This is a genomic window from Gordonia sp. NPDC057258 (assembly GCF_042668985.1).
In the GTDB taxonomy this organism is placed as follows: domain Bacteria; phylum Actinomycetota; class Actinomycetes; order Mycobacteriales; family Mycobacteriaceae; genus Gordonia; species Gordonia hongkongensis.
In genome coordinates this window covers 77217-94145 of sequence record NZ_JBHUXZ010000005.1, presented here as the reverse complement: position 1 = coordinate 94145, position 16929 = coordinate 77217, and the positions used below count along the sequence as shown (strand labels likewise).

The window sequence follows — 16929 nt, the reverse complement described above, 5'->3', positions numbered from 1 at the left end:
GGGGTGAGCACACACCCGAGCGCGCCGTTCGCCGCCCGAACCATCTACGAGGGGGCAGACCCCGATGACCCGCATGGACGTGGACCCGATCCCGGCGCGATCCGCCGCGTTCGAACCGCTGCTGTTCACGGTGGCCTACGAGATCCTGGGCTCGGCTGTGGACGCCGAACATGTTGTCCGACACTGCCTCTGGGATCATTCGGCGAGCGCGCCGGTGGACGCGTTCGGCCCCGGGTCGGCCCGAGCGCACCTCATCGCGCAGGTCGCCCGGCGCGCGCTCGAGACGCTCACTGCGCGTCGACGTGTTACCGGGGACTACGTCGGACCGTGGCTGCCCGATCCGATCCGGTTCGACGGCGACGTCCTCGCCGACGCGGGTCTCGCGGAATTCGCGTCGACCGCGATGCTGCTCGTTCTGGAGGAACTCGAGCCCGCTGAACGGACGGTGTACGTCCTGCGTGAGATCTTCGGATTCGCCGACGACACGATCGCCATGATGCTGTCCTGGACGCCCGACGAGGTGGGGACGCTCGCGGAACGAGGCCGGTCGTTCGTCGAGCGTCGGCGCCTCCGGTTCGATCCGATGGACCGCGCCCGCGCCGCGGACATCGTCGAAACGTTCCTCGACGCGGCCGAGTCGGGTGACGCCGACGCGCTTGTCGCCCTCATGACACCCGACGTCGTGCTGACCTCGGACAGCAACGGCAAGGCCACCGCGGTACGGCAGCCCATGCGCGGGGCGCCCGCGGTGATGCAGGTGCTGTCGGGGTTCGCCCGGATCGGTGCCGTGCTCGAGGATTACCGCGCCGAGTTCGTGGTCTTCAACGGCCAGCCCGGGATGATCCTCTACTTCGACGGCCGGCTGCAGACCGCGATCACCCTCCGCGTCGTCGATGGCCTGATCGTCGACATCTACGTGATGCGCAATCCCGACAAGCTCGTCGGGGTCGAGCTCCGTCGGCCGGTCACCCGCTGATCCACCCACCGCGCGGAGTGCGGGACCTGTACCGGAAACCGGTACGAATACCGCACTCTGTCCGATCTCAGGCGAACAGGCCCGACAGTGTCTGCTCGATCTGGAGCCGGAACAGCTGCTCGGGATGCGCGAAGGTGTCGGTCCCGTACTGGCCGAAGGTCTCCAGGCTGATCGCGCCGACGAGTACGGCCCACAACGTGGTGGCCGCGGCCAGGACCGCGGCGGGTGTGTCGAGGTCGAACTCGTCGCGGATCGCGTCCATGTCCGCGGCGACATCTTGTGTGGGAGAGGGGAGGTCGGCGCGTAGCAGGCCTTCGGAGTGGGCGGCCGAGCACTCGCGGAGGAGCCGCACGGGAATGCGTGTGCCGGGTCCGATGGTCCGCTCGCCGGGGGCGGAGTAGCCGGGCACCGGGCTTCCGTAGATCAGCGCCCATCGGGATGGCTCGGCGAGAGCCCAGGTCCGCGCTGCCCCGGCCGCGGCCGCGAGTCGATCGCGCCGTCGGGAGGTGGCAATGGAATCGGCCGCGGCGTCGACGGCGTCCGCGACATCGGTGTAGGCCTCCACAAGCAACATGGTCAGCAATTCGTCGCGGCTCGGGACGTACCGGTACACCGCCGAGGAGACGACGCCCATGTCGCGGGCGATGGCGCGCAACGAGAGCCCGGCGGCGCCGTAGGTGGTCAGGTGTTCGCGTCCCAGTCGACGGATCTCGTCGGTCATCATCGCGCGGTTCTCCGCGCGGGTTCGTCCGGTGGACATGGCGACGATCCTGCCACAAACCGAGAGCGGTGCTCTTGATTTCCTGGCGGCGTGGCTGCATACTCGATTTCGAGAGCACTGCTCTCGAAAGTGCCACCGCGACGAAAGGCCCATCATGACCGCGACCACCCACTACAAAGCCCCCAGCGGATTCGACGCCGCCTTCAACCGCGCGGTGCGCTGGCTCGCCGACCGCGGGGTCAACCTGGCCGGGGCGCAGACACTCACCGTCGTCGGCCGCAAGACCGGCACGCCGCAGCGAGTCCCGGTCAACGTCCTGCGGCTCGACGGGGCGGAGTACCTGGTGGCCGTCCGGGGCGACACGCAGTGGGTGCGCAACGCGCGCGTGGCCGGCACGGTGGAACTCCGCCGTGGCCGACGTCGGGCCGTCGTCACCCTCACCGAAATCGACCCCGCCCTTCGGCCGCCGGTCATCCGGGAGTACCTGCGCCGCTGGGGGTGGGAGGTCGGGCGGTTCCTGCCCGCGGGCCTCGCGCTCGCCTCGTCGGACGAGGATCTCGCCGCCCACGCCGGGTTGATCCCCGTCTTCGCCGTCACCGCTGCTCACTAGACTCGGTGAGGTGTCACGCCTCGAACCCGAACCGCCGCGCCCGGTCGGTGCGGTGTCGGGGCGGGGGTCCGAACGCAGCCCGCGCTGGGTGATGCACCTCGACATGGACGCGTTCTTCGCCTCCGTCGAACAGCTCACCCGCCCGACGCTGCGCGGCCGCCCGGTACTGGTGGGCGGGTCCGGTGGGCGCGGGGTGGTCGCCGGCGCCAGCTACGAGGCACGCGTGTTCGGGGCCGGCTCGGCGATGCCGATGCACCAGGCGCGTCGGCTCATCGGGCCGACCGGCGTGGTCATCCCGCCGCGCGGATCGGTGTACAGCACGGTCAGCAAACGTGTCTTCGCCATTGTGCGCGAAGCGGTTCCGGTCATCGAGACGCTGTCGTTCGACGAGGCGTTCGGCGAGCCGGAAGAACTCGCGGGGGCGACCGTCGACGCGGCCGGCGAGTTCGCCGAGGAGCTCCGATCCCGGATCCGGAGCGAGGTCGGACTCGCCGCGTCGGTCGGACTCGGAAGCGGCAAACAACTCGCGAAGATCGCCTCGGGGATGGCCAAACCCGATGGGGTGATGGTGATCCCACCGTCCGGCCAGCTGGAGTTCCTGCATTCGCTCCCGGTCCGCAAGCTGTGGGGCATCGGGCCCGTGTCCGGCGATCGGCTGGCGCGGCTGGGGATCGCGACCATCGGTGACCTCGCGGCGATGTCGCCGGTCGAGGTGGCCTCCGTGCTGGGCGCCACCGTCGGTCCCGCGCTGCATCGCCTTGCTCACGGCATCGACGACCGGCCGGTCGCCGAACGTGCCTCCGCGAAGCAGATCAGCGCCGAGTCCACCTTCGCCGAGGACATCGTCGAACTCGACGCGCTGCGTCCCGCCATCCGCAAGGCCGCCGCCGGCGCTCACCGCCGACTGCTCACCGACGGCCGGGGAGCGCGCACCGTCGTACTGAAACTGAAGAGATCCGACATGTCGATCCTGACGCGCTCGGCGACGACCGCGGCGGCCACCACCGACTTCGACGACCTCGAGCGGACGGCGCAGCGGCTCGCGCTCGATCCGCGTTCCATCGGGGCGATTCGCCTGGTCGGCGTCAGCTTCTCGGGGTTGACCGCGGTGCAGCAGTACGCCCTCTTCGACGAGCTGGGCAGCGAGGGACCGGCCGATGTCGAGACCACCCACCACGACACCGCCGCAGGCCACGGTGCGGAAGAAGGGGGTCGCGCCGAGGTGGCGACGTCACCGGACCCGGCCGGGGCCGAGGCGTCGGCCGTCCAGATAGCTGACTCGGCGCCCGAACCCCCGCGGTTCGCGCCGGGAGGGAGTTCGATGCCGGTCGGCCGCTTCGGCCCCGGCGCCGACGTGACCCACCCCGACCACGGGCACGGCTGGGTTCAGGGGAGTGGACACGGGGTCGTGACCGTGCGATTCGAGACCCGCACGAGCGGGCCGGGGCGCACGCGCACGTTTCCGGTCGACGATCCGAACCTCCGTTCGGCGGATCCGCTCGACAGCCTCGAGTGGGATCTTCCCGGCGACGGTTGACCGATCGGGCATGGTAAAGACCGGCCGTGACCGCCACCCGGCGGGTGCCGGTGGCAGCACTCAGTCCTGTTGTGCGACAAAGAAATCGGTGATCAATCCGAGATCGTGACCCGAGGTCAGCAGTGCGATGAGCGCCATGCGCGCCTGCGGTGCGCGCAGCCAGGGTGACACGATCGCCCCGGCCCGCCGCAGATCGACCGCGCCGCCGCCCCCGCCGTAGGTTGCAGTCACCTCGCCGTACGGGACGCGGCTGGTGACGACGACGGTCACCCCGCGCTGGACGGCGAGTGCCACCTCGGCGGTGATGTCCGGGTGGGTGTTCCCGGAGCCGGTCGCCGCGAGGACCACGCCGGCGGCGTTCTGTGCGACCGATGCGGCGATGAGTCCCGGTGACACGCCCGGGTAGAGGGTGAAGGCGTCGACGCGTGCCGGCCGGCCCACCGGTACCGGTCCGGCGAGCACCCGTCGCGGCACCGGCGGGTCGTCGGCTCGACCGGTGCCCTGCACGGTGTCGAAGGCCGCGGGGTCGGTGGTGGAGACCTTGAACAACCCGCGTGCCGGCAGGAGTCGGCCGCCCATGGCCACGAGGACTCCTCGACCGCGGGCGGTCGGGTCGTCGATCGCGGCCAGCGCGGCGGCGAGATTCGACGGCCCGTCGGCGTGTGGGGAGTCAGACGGCAGCATGGCCCCGGTGAACACGACCGGCCGCTCGTCGGCGGCATACAGGTCGGCGAGGTAGGCCGTCTCCTCCATCGTGTCGGTCCCGTGCGTGACCACCACACCGCGAACGGCGGGGTCGGCAAGCGCGTCGGCGATCGCGCGGACCACCGCGAACTGGTCGGCGACGGTCATCGCGGAACTGTCCACCGACATGAGGTCGACGGTGCGGATCGCCGACGGAGTGCGCGGCGTTCCGTCGTCCCCGGCCCTGTCGGTCCCGGTGGTGATCGTCCCGGCGGCGGAGAGGAGAGCGGCCGAGCCGAGCGCCGGGACCGCGCCGTCGTCGGTGGTCTGGGCGGCGATCGTGCCTCCGGTGCTGATCAGCACGGTGACTCCGGCGGCCGCGGGCGGGGTGCCTGTCATGGTGCCCAAGGGTCACCGGAACCCGGTCGGCCCGTCAAGCGTTACCTGCTCGGCGCCGCCGGCCGGGCGGATCGTCGTCGCGTGTCGTCGGGCCACCGGGGACCCCTGGTGCCCGCCGTTTGGCATAGTGGTGTGGGCCGTCGCCGGGGGGAACCCGGCACACACGTCCGGCTGGGGGTCAACCCTGGCAGACACGTCCGGCATCGCGGTACGAGAGCGCCCGCCGGCGCACCCCATGCCCGAGAACACAGTGAGGGAGATCGTTGAAGTATCGGAAATTCCTGGGCGCGACCATGATCGCGGCCGCGTTGATGACCACCGTCGCGGCCTGCGGGAGTGACGACGCCGACGCGCCGCCCGCACCGACGCTCACCAGCACCGACACCGCAGCCGCGAGCGGCGACGGCTCCGAGATCACCGACGGCAGCAACCCGCCGTCGATCGCCGCCCTCAACGAGATGGTCGACCAGGCTGTCGACCCCGACATCCCGCGGGCCGAGAAGGTCGAACTGGTCGAGGGTTCGGAGAAGGACCCGGCGATCTTCGACGAGCTGGTCAAGGCGCGTGCCGAGAACTCCGACGTCGACTGGGTCCTCGTCAACCCCGTGATCAGCGCCGGCCCGAACAAGGCTCGCGTCAAGGTCCGGATCGAGACCGCGGGCAACCCCCCGACCAACGCCGAGTCGACCATCGTCTTCGACGACGGACGCTGGAAGCTCTCGAACGAGACCGTGTGCAACCTCCTCGGCCTCTACCAGGTCGAGAGCGCCATGTGCGCTCCTGCGAGCTGACCTCTCCTCGCCTCGCCACCGAGACCGGTGGTGTACGCGACGGCGCCTTCCGGCTCGTCTCTGGCACAGCATGATCCGCGGCCCCGTGTCGCCGACGCCTGTCGGTGACCCGGGGCCGTCGGCGTTCAGCGCCAGGTGACGGACAGTCCGGTCCGCTGCACCAGCGGCCGGTTCGGGTCCGCACCGACCAACTCGCGAGCGCCCCGATAGGTGGCTTCGCCGGCGATGGGCAGCCCGCGGGTCAGGTCGACGGTCACCGAGCCCTGACCGGTGTAGCTGTAGCGGCTGATGGTGAGGCTGTCACTGCCGCCGGGGATCGCGAACACCGAGTTCACCGGGGTCTCGTCGGCGGTGTACTCGATGGTCAGCCGGTTGCCGTCCCATCCGGTGAGCCGTGCCTCGATGGTCTGGGTGACGGTCGCCGCGGCCGCGATCACCCGCTCGCTCCGCCACGTCGCACCCACCGCGACCGGTTCGGTCGGGAGCACGACCGCGGCGTTGAACGCCGACACCAGCGCCTGCTCGACCGCCAGTCGCGCCTCGCCGCCGGCCGGCTCCGGCGGCGCGATCCGCAGCGACACCGGCGCCAGGCCCGGACCGAGCGTGAGACCGGCTTTCGCGCCGGCCATCGCCGACAGTTCGTCGTTCAGGGTCGTGTCGGGGGATGTGACCGTGCCGAGGTCGAGTTCGAGGTCGGCGGGATCGGCGCACCCGAACCGCGCGGTCAGTGGCATCTCGACGGTCTGGGCGTCCGAGGTGCCCGGTGACGCCACCTCCGAGGTCGTCACCAGGGTCACCGACTGGGCGGTGGCGACGTCCGGCGCAGTCGTCGGCACGCGGCGCTCCCCGGTTCCCGCGTCGACGATCGTCACCGTCGCCGGTGCGATCGGGACCGGCGCCGCACCGGCGGCGCGGGACGGCGAGTCGGTGCTGCAGCCCGCCGATGTGCTCGCCGCCGGAGCGCCGGGCGTCTCGTCGGGACCCGATGCGCATCCCGCGACCAGTACGGACAGCGCGGTCACCGCCCCGATGGACGAGACGACGGACCGGAGGCGACGGGGATGCGGGGACACGGGTAGCCAGCGTATTCGACGTGTCGTGGACAATGATGCTGTGGATGACCAACCCCTGACGGATCGAGAGCACGTGGACCCGCACGACCGTGTCGAACCCGGGGCCGACCGCCGACCCGGCGACACCGACGCCGCCGCACGTCCCGGCCGCCGGGTGCCGACGGCGACGATCGTGGTGCTCGGCGTCGCGCTCGTGGTCCTGGGACTCGACCAGCTGACGAAATCGATCGCGGTCGCCGCGATCGACCCGATGCGCCCGGTGGAGATCATCGGCGACTTCGTCACGCTGCGTCTGGTCCGCAACAGCGGCGCGGCCTTCTCCATGGCCACCGGATACACCTGGGTGCTGTCGATCATCGCCCTGGTGGTCGTGCTCGTGATCATCCGCTACAGCAGCCGGCTGCGCTCCTGGTGGTGGGTGGCCGGTCTGGCCCTTGTGCTCGGCGGCGCCATCGGCAACCTGACGGACCGCATCTTCCGTGCCCCGCAACCACTTCAGGGCCATGTCGTCGACTTCGTGTCGGTGGGGTGGTGGCCGGTGTTCAACGTCGCCGACTCCGCCGTGGTGTGCGGGGCGATCCTCCTGGTCGTCCTCTCCGCGCTCGGTTTCGACTACGACGGCACCCGCACGGGCTGGGCGGCCCGCCGCGCGCAGCGCGACCCCGCCGGCACCGAGGGCGGTGCGCATGCGTGAATCGCGGTTCCTGCCGGTGCCCGACGGCCTCGACGGGATGCGCGTGGACGCCGGCGTCTCGCGGATGCTCGGACTGTCGCGCACCGTCGTCGCCACTCTCGCCGAGGAGGGCGACGTCGTCGTCGACGGCGTGGCGGTGGGGAAGTCGCACAAACTCGCCGCGGGCACGATGCTGCACGTGACGCTGCCCGAACCGGAGGAGCCGCTGCGCGTCGAGCCGACCCCGGTCGAGGACCTCGAGGTCATCTACCACGACTCCGACATCGTCGTCGTCGACAAGCCGGTGGGAGTCGCCGCGCATCCCTCGCTGGGCTGGAGCGGCCCGACGGTCATCGGGGCCCTCGCGGCTGCGGGTTTCCGGATCTCGACCTCCGGAGCGCACGAACGTCAAGGGATCGTCCACCGTCTCGACGTCGGCACGTCGGGGGTCATGGTGGTCGCGGTGTCCGAACGGGCGTACACGTTGCTCAAGCGGGCGTTCAAACAGCGGACCGTGCACAAGGGTTACCACGCGCTCGTCCAGGGGCACCTCGATCCGCCGTCGGGGACCATCGATGCGCCGATCGGCCGCCACCGCGGCAACGACTGGAAGTTCGCGGTGACCGCGAACGGCAAACCGAGTGTCACCCACTACGACACCCTGGAGATGTTCGCGTCGGCGTCGCTGCTGGACGTTCACCTCGAAACCGGTCGCACACACCAGATCCGGGTTCACTTCTCGGCCCTCCACCATCCGTGCTGCGGTGATCCCACGTACGGCGCCGATCCGGTGCTGGCCAAGAAGCTGGGTCTGGAACGCCAATGGCTGCACGCGCGGTCGCTCGGTTTCGCCCATCCGGCCGACGGCCGACAGGTGGAGTTCACTTCTGCATACCCCGAGGACCTGCAGCACGCGCTCGAGGTCCTGCGCGCGACCTGATGTCACGAGGCGCCGGGAGCGGAGCGAGCAGGCCTGAGGCCTCGCGCGACCAGGCCGTTCGATCGACTATTTCCGAGACACACCGCTAGATTGGGAGAGTGCTCGAGCCGGGAACCCTCGTCGCCGGGTACCGCGTCGAACGGGTACTCGGCAGCGGCGGCATGGGTGCGGTCTTCCTCGCCCGGCATCCGGAGCTGCCCCGGTACGACGCCCTGAAGGTGCTGAAGGCCTCGGCCGGGCTCACGGACAGCAACTTTCGCCGGCGGTTCCTGCGGGAGGCCGAGGTCGCGGCCACGCTCGACCACCCCAACATCGTCACCGTGTTCAACCGCGGACGTGCGAGTGTGCCGGTGGCGTCGAGGCCGGACAAGTCGGCGGAGGCCGATCTGCTCTGGATCGCCATGCAGTACGTCCCGGGAACCGACTGTGCGCGCGAACTCGCCGGCCGCGGCCGGCTCGCCCCGCGTCGCGTGGTGCACATCGTGTCGGAGGTGGCGCGGGGGATCGACCACGCCAACCGGCGTGGACTGCTGCACCGCGATGTGAAACCCGCCAACATCCTGCTCGCCGAGGTCGACGAGGATTCGTCGTTCGACGAGCAGCGGGTCCTGCTGACCGACTTCGGGGTCGCCAAACTGTCCGACGAGACCGAGGCGCTCACCTCGGTCGGCACGGTCCTCGCCACGCTGTCGTACGCGTCCCCGGAGCAGCTGACGGGTCGTCGACTCGATGGCCGGACCGACCAGTATTCGCTGGCGGCCACCACTTTCCACCTGCTCACCGGGCGCGTGCCCTTCGACGACCGCGACAACGGCGCCGTCATCGGAGCACATCTGAAAGAACCCGTACCGCGGGTTTCCGAGCTCGTGCCCGGACTCTCGCCCGACGCCGACGCGGTCATCGCGCGTGCGATGGCGAAGTCCCCGGACGAGCGCTTCGCCAGCTGCCGGGAGTTCGCCGACGCGCTGGCGACGGGTCTGCGGAACGTGCGGCCGAGGTCGGCCGCCGACCTCGACGCGGAGACGGTTCGCGGCCTCCCCGGTCGGATGGCCGGCGGCGCCGTCCCGGGTCCGCGCGCGCCGGACATGCCCGGACGGTCCGACCGGCCGACACCGCCGCCCGCCGGTCGCGCCGCGACCCCCGACCGACCACCCGCGGAACGTCGATCACGGCCGGGGCCGGCCGAGCCCCGCCGACCCGGGCCCGGCCGTCCCGCGGCGAACGTTGACCCGGCACATGAAGCGACGCAGCGCGCGGCTCCCGCGCGCGGCGGTCCTTCGAACGCCCCACCGGGTGCGGCCACGCCGTCCGCGGGCCCCGCGCCGGGCTCGCGGGTGCCCGGGCGCGGCCCGAGATCGAGGCCGACGACCGGTGCCGATCCGGCGGTGTGGCAGCACCCGCCGTCGAATCCGTTCCGGCAGAGCAACGACCACCTGCGGCCCGACCGGAGCCGCCCGGGCGGCGTCGGCCCGACACCGGCCGGCACCCCGCCGCGCGGCCTGGATGCCGCGGGACCCGGCGGGCTGCCCGGTCAAGGTCCCCGGGGCTTCGCCGGACCGGTGGGACCAGCACCGTCGACGCCGTCGTCGTCGAACCGGTTACCCATCGTGCTGGCGATCGTCGCCGCGGTGTTGCTGGTCGCGATCGTCATCGTGTTCATGGCCCTGTGAGCGCGGTGAGCGAACCGGCTCCGCTACCACAGCTGTCCCATCCGTCACGACGCGGAGTGGGAGCCCGGCGGTGTCGGTGCACGCGCCTAGAGTGGACCCGGACTCGGACCCGCCCGACCGCCTTCGGGCGCGCTCTCCCGGGTGCCGATGACCGCCGACCGAACCGACATCTGACGACTGACCCGACATCTACCGACTGATCTCGACAGAAGAGGCGCCGTGACGGACTCGTTTGTACACCTGCACAACCACACCGAGTACTCCATGCTCGACGGTGCGGCGAAGGTGTCCCCGTTGTTCGCCGAGGCCAAACGTCTGGGAATGACCGCGATCGGCATGACCGACCACGGAAACATGTTCGGCGCCAGCGAGTTCTACAACACGGCGGTCAAGAACGACATCAAGCCGATCATCGGCATCGAGGCCTACATCGCCCCCGGCTCGCGATTCGACACCAAACGAATCCAGTGGGGCACCCGCGATCAGAAGAGCGACGACGTCTCCGGCTCGGGTGCCTACACCCACATGACGATGGTCGCCGAGAACGCGACCGGGCTGCGCAACCTGTTCAAGCTGTCGTCCCTGGCGTCGATCGAGGGGCAGCTCGGCAAGTGGTCGCGGATGGACGTGGATCTGATCGCCGAGCACGCCGAGGGGATCATCGCGACGACGGGGTGCCCGTCCGGTGAGGTGCAGACCCGGCTCCGGCTCGGCCACGACCGCGAGGCGCTCGAGGCCGCGGCGAAGTGGCAGGAGATCTTCGGCAAAGACAACTTCTACCTCGAACTCATGGAGCACGGGCTCGAGATCGAGCGGCGTGTGCGCGACGGTCTGCTCGAGATCGGTCGCAAGCTGGGCATCAAGCCGATCGTCACGAACGACTGCCACTACGTGACCAAGGAGCACGCCGCGGCGCACGAGGCGCTGCTGTGCGTGCAGACCGGCAAGACCCTCTCCGATCCCACCCGGTTCAAGTTCGACGGCGACGGTTACTACCTGAAGTCCGCGGCCGAGATGCGCGAGCAGTGGGACTCGATCGTCCCCGGGGCGTGTGACAACACCCTGGAGATCGGCGAGCGCGTCGAGTCCTACAAAGAGGTCTTCACCCACCGCGACCGGATGCCGGTCTTCCCGGTCCCCGACGGCGAGACGCAGCAGACGTTCCTGCGCAAAGAGGTCGCGAAGGGACTCGCGGAGCGCCGTTTCGCCGGCACCGAGGTGCCCGAGGAATACCTGCAGCGCGCCAACTACGAACTCGACGTCATCATCCAGATGGGGTTCCCGGCCTACTTCCTCGTCGTCGGCGACCTCATCCGCCACGCTCTCGAGGTCGGCATCCGGGTCGGCCCGGGCCGTGGCTCGGCGGCCGGTTCGCTCGTGGCCTGGGCGCTGGGCATCACCAACATCGACCCGATCCCGCACGGCCTGCTCTTCGAGCGGTTCCTCAACCCCGAGCGGGTGTCGATGCCCGACATCGACATCGACTTCGACGACCGTCGTCGAGGCGAGATGGTACGGTACGCGACCGACCGGTGGGGCAGCGACAAGGTGGCCCAGGTCATCACGTTCGGCACCATCAAGACGAAGGCCGCGATCAAGGACTCGGCGCGCGTCCAGTTCGGTCAGCCGGGATTCGCGATCGCCGACCGCATCACCAAGGCGCTGCCGCCGCCCATCATGGCCAAGGACATCCCGGTCTGGGGTATCACCAACCCCGAACACGAGCGCTACAACGAGGCCGCCGAGGTCCGCACGCTCATCGAGACCGATCCGGACGTCAAGAAGATCTACGACACCGCGATCGGACTGGAGGGTCTGATCCGCAACGCCGGTGTGCACGCGTGTGCGGTGATCATGTCCTCGGAGCCGCTGACCGACGCGATCCCGGTGTGGAAGCGCGCGCAGGACGGCGCCATCATCACCGGCTGGGACTACCCGTCGTGTGAGGCGATCGGCCTGCTGAAGATGGACTTCCTGGGTCTGCGCAACCTCACCGTCATCGGTGACGCCCTGGAGAACATCAAGCTCAACCGGGGAATCGATCTCGACCTCGACTCGCTGCCGCTCGAAGACGAGAAGACCTACGAACTGCTCGCCCGTGGTGACACCCTCGGGGTGTTCCAGCTCGACGGCGCCGCCATGCGCGAACTCCTGAAGATGATGCAGCCCACCGGGTTCGAGGACATCGTCGCCGTGCTCGCGCTGTACCGTCCCGGCCCGATGGGTGTGAACGCCCACACCGACTACGCCAAGCGTAAGAACGGTCTGCAGGAGATCAGGCCGATCCATCCCGAGCTGGAGGAGCCGCTCAAGGAGATCCTGTCGGAGACCTACGGCCTCATCGTCTACCAAGAGCAGATCATGCAGATCGCGCAGAAGGTCGCCGGGTACTCGCTCGGACAAGCCGACCTGCTGCGTCGCGCGATGGGCAAGAAGAAGAAGGAGATCCTCGACGAGGCCTACGACGGCTTCGCGGAGGGCATGCGCAACAACGGTTTCTCCCAGGCCGCGATCACCGCGCTGTGGGACACCGTCCTGCCGTTCGCCGGCTACGCGTTCAACAAGTCGCACGCCGCCGGCTACGGGCTGGTCTCCTTCTGGACCGCGTACCTCAAGGCGAACTATCCCGCCGAGTACATGGCCGGCCTCCTGACCTCGGTCGGCGACGACAAGGACAAGGCCGCGATCTACCTGGCCGACTGTCGCAAGCTCGGGATCACCGTGCTGCCGCCCGACGTCAACGAGTCGCAGCGGAACTTCGCCGCGGTCGGCAAGGACATCCGATTCGGTCTCGCCGCGATCCGCAACGTCGGCTCCGGCGTCGTCGGTTCGATCATCGCCGCGCGCGAGGAGAAGGGGAAGTTCACCAACTTCTCCGACTACCTCGGCAAGATCGACGTCACCGCCTGCAGCAAGAAGGTCACCGAGTCGCTGATCAAGGCCGGCGCCTTCGACTCACTCGGACACCCGCGCAAGGGTCTGTTCCTCGTACACGGGGAGGCCGTCGAATCGGTCATCGGAACCAAGAAGGCCGAGGCGATCGGACAGTTCGACCTCTTCGGCGACGCCGGCGGTGCCGACGACTCGATGGCCGAGGTGTTCGCGGTCAAGGTGCCCGAAGAAGAATGGGACACCAAGCACAAGCTCGCCATCGAGCGGGAGATGCTGGGGCTGTACGTGTCCGGCCATCCGCTCAGCGGCGTCGAGCATGCGATCGCCGCGCACACCGACACCTCGATCTCGACGCTCCTCGAGGGCAACGTCGCCGACGGCGCCCAGATCACCATCGGCGGCATCATCTCCTCGGTGACCCGGCGGGTGAACAAGAAGGGCGAGCCGTGGGCCGCAGTGACCCTCGAGGACATGGTCGGTGGAGTCGAGGTGTACTTCTTCCCGCGGGCCTACGTCGCGTACGGGATGGACATCGTCGCCGACAACATCGTCCTGATCAAGGCGCGCGTCAACCTGCGCGACGACAGCATGATGATCAGCGCGAACGATCTCGCGGTGCCGGATCTGGAAACCGCGGGGGCGACCAAACCGGTGGCCCTGACACTGTCGGCGCGACTCTGCACCCCCGACCGCGTGGCGGCGCTCAAGCAGGTGCTGACCCGGCATCCCGGCATGGCCGACGTGCACGTGACGCTCGTCAGCGACAAGCGGCAGACCCAGCTGAAACTGACCGAGTCGTTACGTGTGGCCCCGAGTTCGGCGCTGATGGGCGACCTCAAAGCCCTCCTGGGACCAAGCTGTCTGAGTTGACGCGGCTGAAGTGAGGGTCGCCTGCTCGACCGACTTCACCCGGCCGTGACCCAGGATTCGGGTCGCCGAACATTTTCGTTCGTTCTGCGCTACACTCGACGGCACGTCCAGCGCACCCGGCCAGTGAGGGAGTGATCCGACATGGCGACTCTGATCGACGTCGACCCCGGTCGTCCGGCATCGCGACAGCCCCGCACCGTCGATGTCCTGGGTGCGCAGTGGCCGGTCCACAAGGCGCACGCCGTCGCCGCCGCGGTCGTGGTGGCACTGGTCAGCCTCGTTCTTCTCGGCTCACTCGCGGTCACCGCCTGGGCGAGCGGATTGACGCTGCTCGCGGTGTGGTGGGGCGAGCGCTACCTGCCTGGGACGGCGGCCGTCGCGCCGGCATCGAACCCGCCGGGGATCTCGTAGACCCGTCCGTCGAATCCGGCGCGGAAGAGACGTCCGGCCGAGAACCCGCGGTCGCCTCGTCCGTAGGACACGACGCTCGAGGTCGGTAGGCCCGTCGCGAGCACGCAGTAGCTTCCGGGCGCCGTCACGCGCACGATCTCACCCGTCGCGTTGAACGGCACCACAGGTCGGTCGCGTGAATCGAGGGTCAGTCCGTCCGGCGTCGATGGCGCACCCACGCTGAGCAGGTTCTGCACGACGCGCGGATTCGCGGTGGAGATCCGGCTGACGCCCGGGTTCACGAAGGTCCTCGACACGTACAGCCACCCGTCGCCGCGTCCGAGAACTGCTCCGTTCGCGCTCGGCAGCGCTCCCCAGGCGGCCTGCACGGCGCCGGTGGGGCTCACCCGACCGATGAGATTGCCGAAGTCGTTGGTGGCGTACACATTTCCGCGCGCCGACACGTCCATCCCGTTGGCCGCCGAGAGTCCCGTCACCCAGGGCCGCAGTGCGCGGGTGTTGATGTCGAGCCGGGCGATGGACGCGTGTCGCAGCGCGTCGCCCACGAAGACACGCGGGTCGGCGCCGTATCCGACCAGCAGGGTGCCGCCGGGGGTCCACGCCAGCGCGCCCGCTCCGCTCCCGCCCGGCACGCGTGCGATCGGAACCGCAGGTGCGCCCGGTCCGGCCAGACGATACACGCGACCGGTGATCAGGTCGGTGGTGTAGAGGCGACCGGCGGCGTCGACGGTCAGGCCCTCGAGCGCCGCGCCGGGCACCGACCCGACGAGTCGCGCCGGCTGCCCGGCGCCCGCGCACACGGGGGCGGCCGAGGCGGGGGCGGGGTCGACGGCGGCTCCGAGCCCGACCGCCAGGGCGGCGGCCGCGCCGAGCGCGGCCAGTCGCGACAGGCGTCGCGTGTGGGGTGGGAAAGTTCGACGAGTTGTCATGGCTGCTCCCTGGTCGGTGAGGCTGGTCGCCGTCGGCGATGGTCGGGCGAGACGGTCGTCGGGAAGATTCCCGTCCGGCCCGCTGTCAAACGCACCCGTCCAGTGTTACGCCATCGGGTGCGCGAATGTGCCGCGATGTGGATTCATCCGGCGCCGCCATGCCACGACCCACGACGCGGTCGCGGACGGGCGTCGGAACCCGCGACATCGGATCACCGGCAGACAGTGAGAACATGGCTGTCGTGAGTACGCACCACGTCCCGGTCCATCAACAGGCGTTGTCGGTAGACGCGATCGAAGCCGCATCGATCCGTATCGCCGACGCGGTGGCGCGTACCCCGCTCGAGATCTGCCCGCGGCTGTCCGCCGACACCGGGGCCGAGATCTTCCTCAAGCGCGAGGACCTCCAGGCCGTCCGTTCCTACAAACTGCGCGGTGCCTACAACGTGATGGCGCAGCTGTCCGCCGAGGAGCTGTCGCGTGGCGTCGTCGCGGCCAGCGCCGGCAATCACGCCCAGGGGGTCGCGTTCGCATGCCGGAGCATGCAGGTGCCCGGACGCATCTATGTCCCGACCACCACGCCCAAGCAGAAACGAGATCGAATCCGTTGGCACGGTGGTGACTTCGTCGAGCTCAGGGCCGTCGGCGACACCTACGACGCCGCCGCGGCCGCTGCTCAGGACGACGTGATGCGTACCGGGTCCGCGTGGATTCATGCATTCGACGACCCGCGGACCGCGGCCGGTCAGGGGACCATCGCGCACGAGATCGTCGAACAGCTCGGTCGTGTTCCCGACGTCGTGGTCGCACCGGTCGGCGGCGGGGGATGCCTGGCCGGGATGGCCACCTATTTTCGCGGCCTGTCCGAGGACGTCACGATCGTCGGTGTCGAACCGACCGGCGCGGTGTCGCTGAGCGCCGCCCTCGTCAACGGGGGACCGGTGACCCTCGCCGAGATCGACCCGTTCGTCGACGGGGCAGCGGTGAAGCGCATCGGGACCATCGGGCACCGGGTGTTGTCGGAGATGGGCGCGACCGTGACCGATCACCCGGTGCTAGCGAGCATCACCGACGCCCCCGCCGCACGCGTGGTACCCGACGAGCGTCACGCCCCCGTGCCGGGAACCGCGCACATCACCCACGTCGATGAAGGCGCCATCTGCTCGGCGATGCTCGAGCTCTACCAGAACGAGGGCATCATCGCCGAACCCGCGGGGGCGCTCGCCGTCGCGATCCTCGACAAACTGCAGCTGCCCGCGAACTCCACGGTGGTGTGCCTGGTCTCAGGCGGCAACAACGACGTGTCCCGGTACGGCGAGATCATCGAGCGCTCGCTGGTGCACCGGGGACTCAAGCACTACTTCCTGGTCGACTTCCCACAGGAGCCGGGTGCACTGCGGCGTTTCCTCGACGAGGTTCTCGGACCCGATGACGACATCACGCTGTTCGAGTACGTGAAACGCAACAACCGGGAGACCGGCGCCGCCCTCGTCGGAGTCGAGCTGGGACATCGCGACGGGCTCGGCGACCTGATGGACCGGATGGCCCACTCCCGGCTGCACTGCGAGCGGCTCGAACCGGGTAGTCCGGCGTACGCCTACCTGACCTGAGACCGGTCCCGCCCTTGGGCCGCCCGCCGGCAGGCGTGCTGAGATGCGCCCTGCTGGGGGGACGCCGGCGACGGTCTGTGGACCGCGTCGCTGTGGTGGGCGCATATCCGCCGGGCACCCGACAGCCCGCGCTACGGCGTCCG

Annotated in this window: 14 protein-coding genes; 10 read left to right on the top strand and 4 right to left on the bottom strand. The window is 69.8% G+C overall.

What is annotated here, in order from left to right; all coding sequences use genetic code 11:
- Window positions 1-64: 64 nt before the first annotated feature.
- Window positions 65-976 carry an RNA polymerase subunit sigma-24 gene (locus ACFUEJ_RS05825; protein ID WP_388028074.1) on the top strand — a complete coding sequence of 304 codons (912 nt, stop codon included), beginning with the start codon at window positions 65-67 and terminating at the stop codon, window positions 974-976.
- A gap of 67 nt (window positions 977-1043) precedes the next feature.
- On the opposite strand, the gene ACFUEJ_RS05820 is transcribed toward ACFUEJ_RS05825, so the two are convergent.
- Window positions 1044-1736: a TetR/AcrR family transcriptional regulator gene (locus ACFUEJ_RS05820; protein WP_388028072.1), complete on the bottom strand. Its 693-nt coding sequence runs from the start codon at window positions 1734-1736 to the stop codon at window positions 1044-1046.
- Between the two features lie 115 nt (window positions 1737-1851).
- On the opposite strand from ACFUEJ_RS05820, the gene ACFUEJ_RS05815 reads away from it, so the two are divergent.
- Both ACFUEJ_RS05815 and ACFUEJ_RS05810 read left to right on the top strand, forming a co-directional pair.
- On the top strand, window positions 1852-2307 hold the full coding sequence (locus tag ACFUEJ_RS05815; RefSeq protein WP_068970578.1) for a nitroreductase/quinone reductase family protein: 456 nt from the start codon (window positions 1852-1854) through the stop codon (window positions 2305-2307).
- A 91-nt stretch (window positions 2308-2398) separates the two neighbouring features.
- The gene (locus ACFUEJ_RS05810) at window positions 2399-3844 is read left to right on the top strand and encodes a DNA polymerase IV (RefSeq protein WP_388028195.1); all 1446 of its coding nucleotides are present in this window, start codon (window positions 2399-2401) and stop codon (window positions 3842-3844) included.
- A 60-nt stretch (window positions 3845-3904) separates the two neighbouring features.
- Here the strand turns inward: ACFUEJ_RS05810 and ACFUEJ_RS05805 are convergent, their stop codons facing one another.
- Complete coding sequence (locus tag ACFUEJ_RS05805; protein WP_388028069.1) at window positions 3905-4927, bottom strand: asparaginase; 1023 nt, start codon at window positions 4925-4927, stop codon at window positions 3905-3907.
- A 311-nt stretch (window positions 4928-5238) separates the two neighbouring features.
- On the opposite strand from ACFUEJ_RS05805, the gene ACFUEJ_RS05800 reads away from it, so the two are divergent.
- Window positions 5239-5718, top strand: a complete 480-nt coding sequence (locus ACFUEJ_RS05800; RefSeq protein ID WP_175401191.1) for a hypothetical protein — start codon at window positions 5239-5241, stop codon at window positions 5716-5718.
- A 125-nt stretch (window positions 5719-5843) separates the two neighbouring features.
- Here the strand turns inward: ACFUEJ_RS05800 and ACFUEJ_RS05795 are convergent, their stop codons facing one another.
- Window positions 5844-6791, bottom strand: a complete 948-nt coding sequence (locus ACFUEJ_RS05795; protein WP_068970582.1) for a hypothetical protein — start codon at window positions 6789-6791, stop codon at window positions 5844-5846.
- A gap of 40 nt (window positions 6792-6831) precedes the next feature.
- On the opposite strand from ACFUEJ_RS05795, the gene lspA reads away from it, so the two are divergent.
- The 5 genes from lspA (at window position 6832) to ACFUEJ_RS05770 (ending at window position 14247) form a co-directional block, all read left to right on the top strand.
- Entirely contained in the window at window positions 6832-7485 is a 654-nt protein-coding gene (gene lspA, locus ACFUEJ_RS05790) for a signal peptidase II (protein ID WP_242697072.1), read from the top strand.
- A complete protein-coding gene (locus tag ACFUEJ_RS05785; protein ID WP_165629909.1) occupies window positions 7478-8404 on the top strand; it encodes an RluA family pseudouridine synthase in 927 nt (308 codons plus the stop codon). Before lspA ends, ACFUEJ_RS05785 begins: the two co-directional genes overlap by 8 nt.
- A 98-nt stretch (window positions 8405-8502) precedes the next feature.
- Window positions 8503-10074, top strand: a complete 1572-nt coding sequence (locus ACFUEJ_RS05780; RefSeq protein WP_388028066.1) for a protein kinase — start codon at window positions 8503-8505, stop codon at window positions 10072-10074.
- Window positions 10075-10293: 219 nt separating this feature from the next.
- Window positions 10294-13836: a DNA polymerase III subunit alpha gene (gene dnaE, locus ACFUEJ_RS05775; RefSeq protein WP_058251733.1), complete on the top strand. Its 3543-nt coding sequence runs from the start codon at window positions 10294-10296 to the stop codon at window positions 13834-13836.
- Window positions 13837-13977: 141 nt separating this feature from the next.
- Entirely contained in the window at window positions 13978-14247 is a 270-nt protein-coding gene (locus tag ACFUEJ_RS05770) for a hypothetical protein (RefSeq protein ID WP_055476140.1), read from the top strand.
- Here ACFUEJ_RS05770 and ACFUEJ_RS05765 read toward each other — a convergent pair.
- Window positions 14190-15176, bottom strand: coding sequence for an SMP-30/gluconolactonase/LRE family protein (locus ACFUEJ_RS05765; RefSeq protein WP_388028062.1), 987 nt, complete (start codon window positions 15174-15176; stop codon window positions 14190-14192). The genes ACFUEJ_RS05770 and ACFUEJ_RS05765 overlap by 58 nt on opposite strands.
- Before the next feature lie 233 nt (window positions 15177-15409).
- On the opposite strand from ACFUEJ_RS05765, the gene ilvA reads away from it, so the two are divergent.
- Window positions 15410-16786, top strand: a complete 1377-nt coding sequence (ilvA, locus tag ACFUEJ_RS05760; RefSeq protein WP_388028060.1) for a threonine ammonia-lyase IlvA — start codon at window positions 15410-15412, stop codon at window positions 16784-16786.
- Window positions 16787-16929: the final 143 nt, after the last annotated feature.

Excerpts from the sequence above, each read along its gene's own strand:
- ilvA (WP_388028060.1), top strand. The coding sequence starts at position 15,410 with ATGGCTGTCGTGAGTACGCACCACGTCCCGGTCCATCAACAGGCGTTG.
- ACFUEJ_RS05785 (WP_165629909.1), top strand. The coding sequence starts at position 7,478 with ATGCGTGAATCGCGGTTCCTGCCGGTGCCCGACGGCCTCGACGGGATG.
- ACFUEJ_RS05815 (WP_068970578.1), top strand. The coding sequence starts at position 1,852 with ATGACCGCGACCACCCACTACAAAGCCCCCAGCGGATTCGACGCCGCC.
- ACFUEJ_RS05805 (WP_388028069.1), bottom strand. The coding sequence starts at position 4,927 with ATGACAGGCACCCCGCCCGCGGCCGCCGGAGTCACCGTGCTGATCAGC.
- ACFUEJ_RS05770 (WP_055476140.1), top strand. The coding sequence starts at position 13,978 with ATGGCGACTCTGATCGACGTCGACCCCGGTCGTCCGGCATCGCGACAG.
- ACFUEJ_RS05800 (WP_175401191.1), top strand. The coding sequence starts at position 5,239 with ATGACCACCGTCGCGGCCTGCGGGAGTGACGACGCCGACGCGCCGCCC.
- ACFUEJ_RS05765 (WP_388028062.1), bottom strand. The coding sequence starts at position 15,176 with ATGACAACTCGTCGAACTTTCCCACCCCACACGCGACGCCTGTCGCGA.
- ACFUEJ_RS05810 (WP_388028195.1), top strand. The coding sequence starts at position 2,399 with ATGCACCTCGACATGGACGCGTTCTTCGCCTCCGTCGAACAGCTCACC.
- ACFUEJ_RS05825 (WP_388028074.1), top strand. The coding sequence starts at position 65 with ATGACCCGCATGGACGTGGACCCGATCCCGGCGCGATCCGCCGCGTTC.
- ACFUEJ_RS05820 (WP_388028072.1), bottom strand. The coding sequence starts at position 1,736 with ATGTCCACCGGACGAACCCGCGCGGAGAACCGCGCGATGATGACCGAC.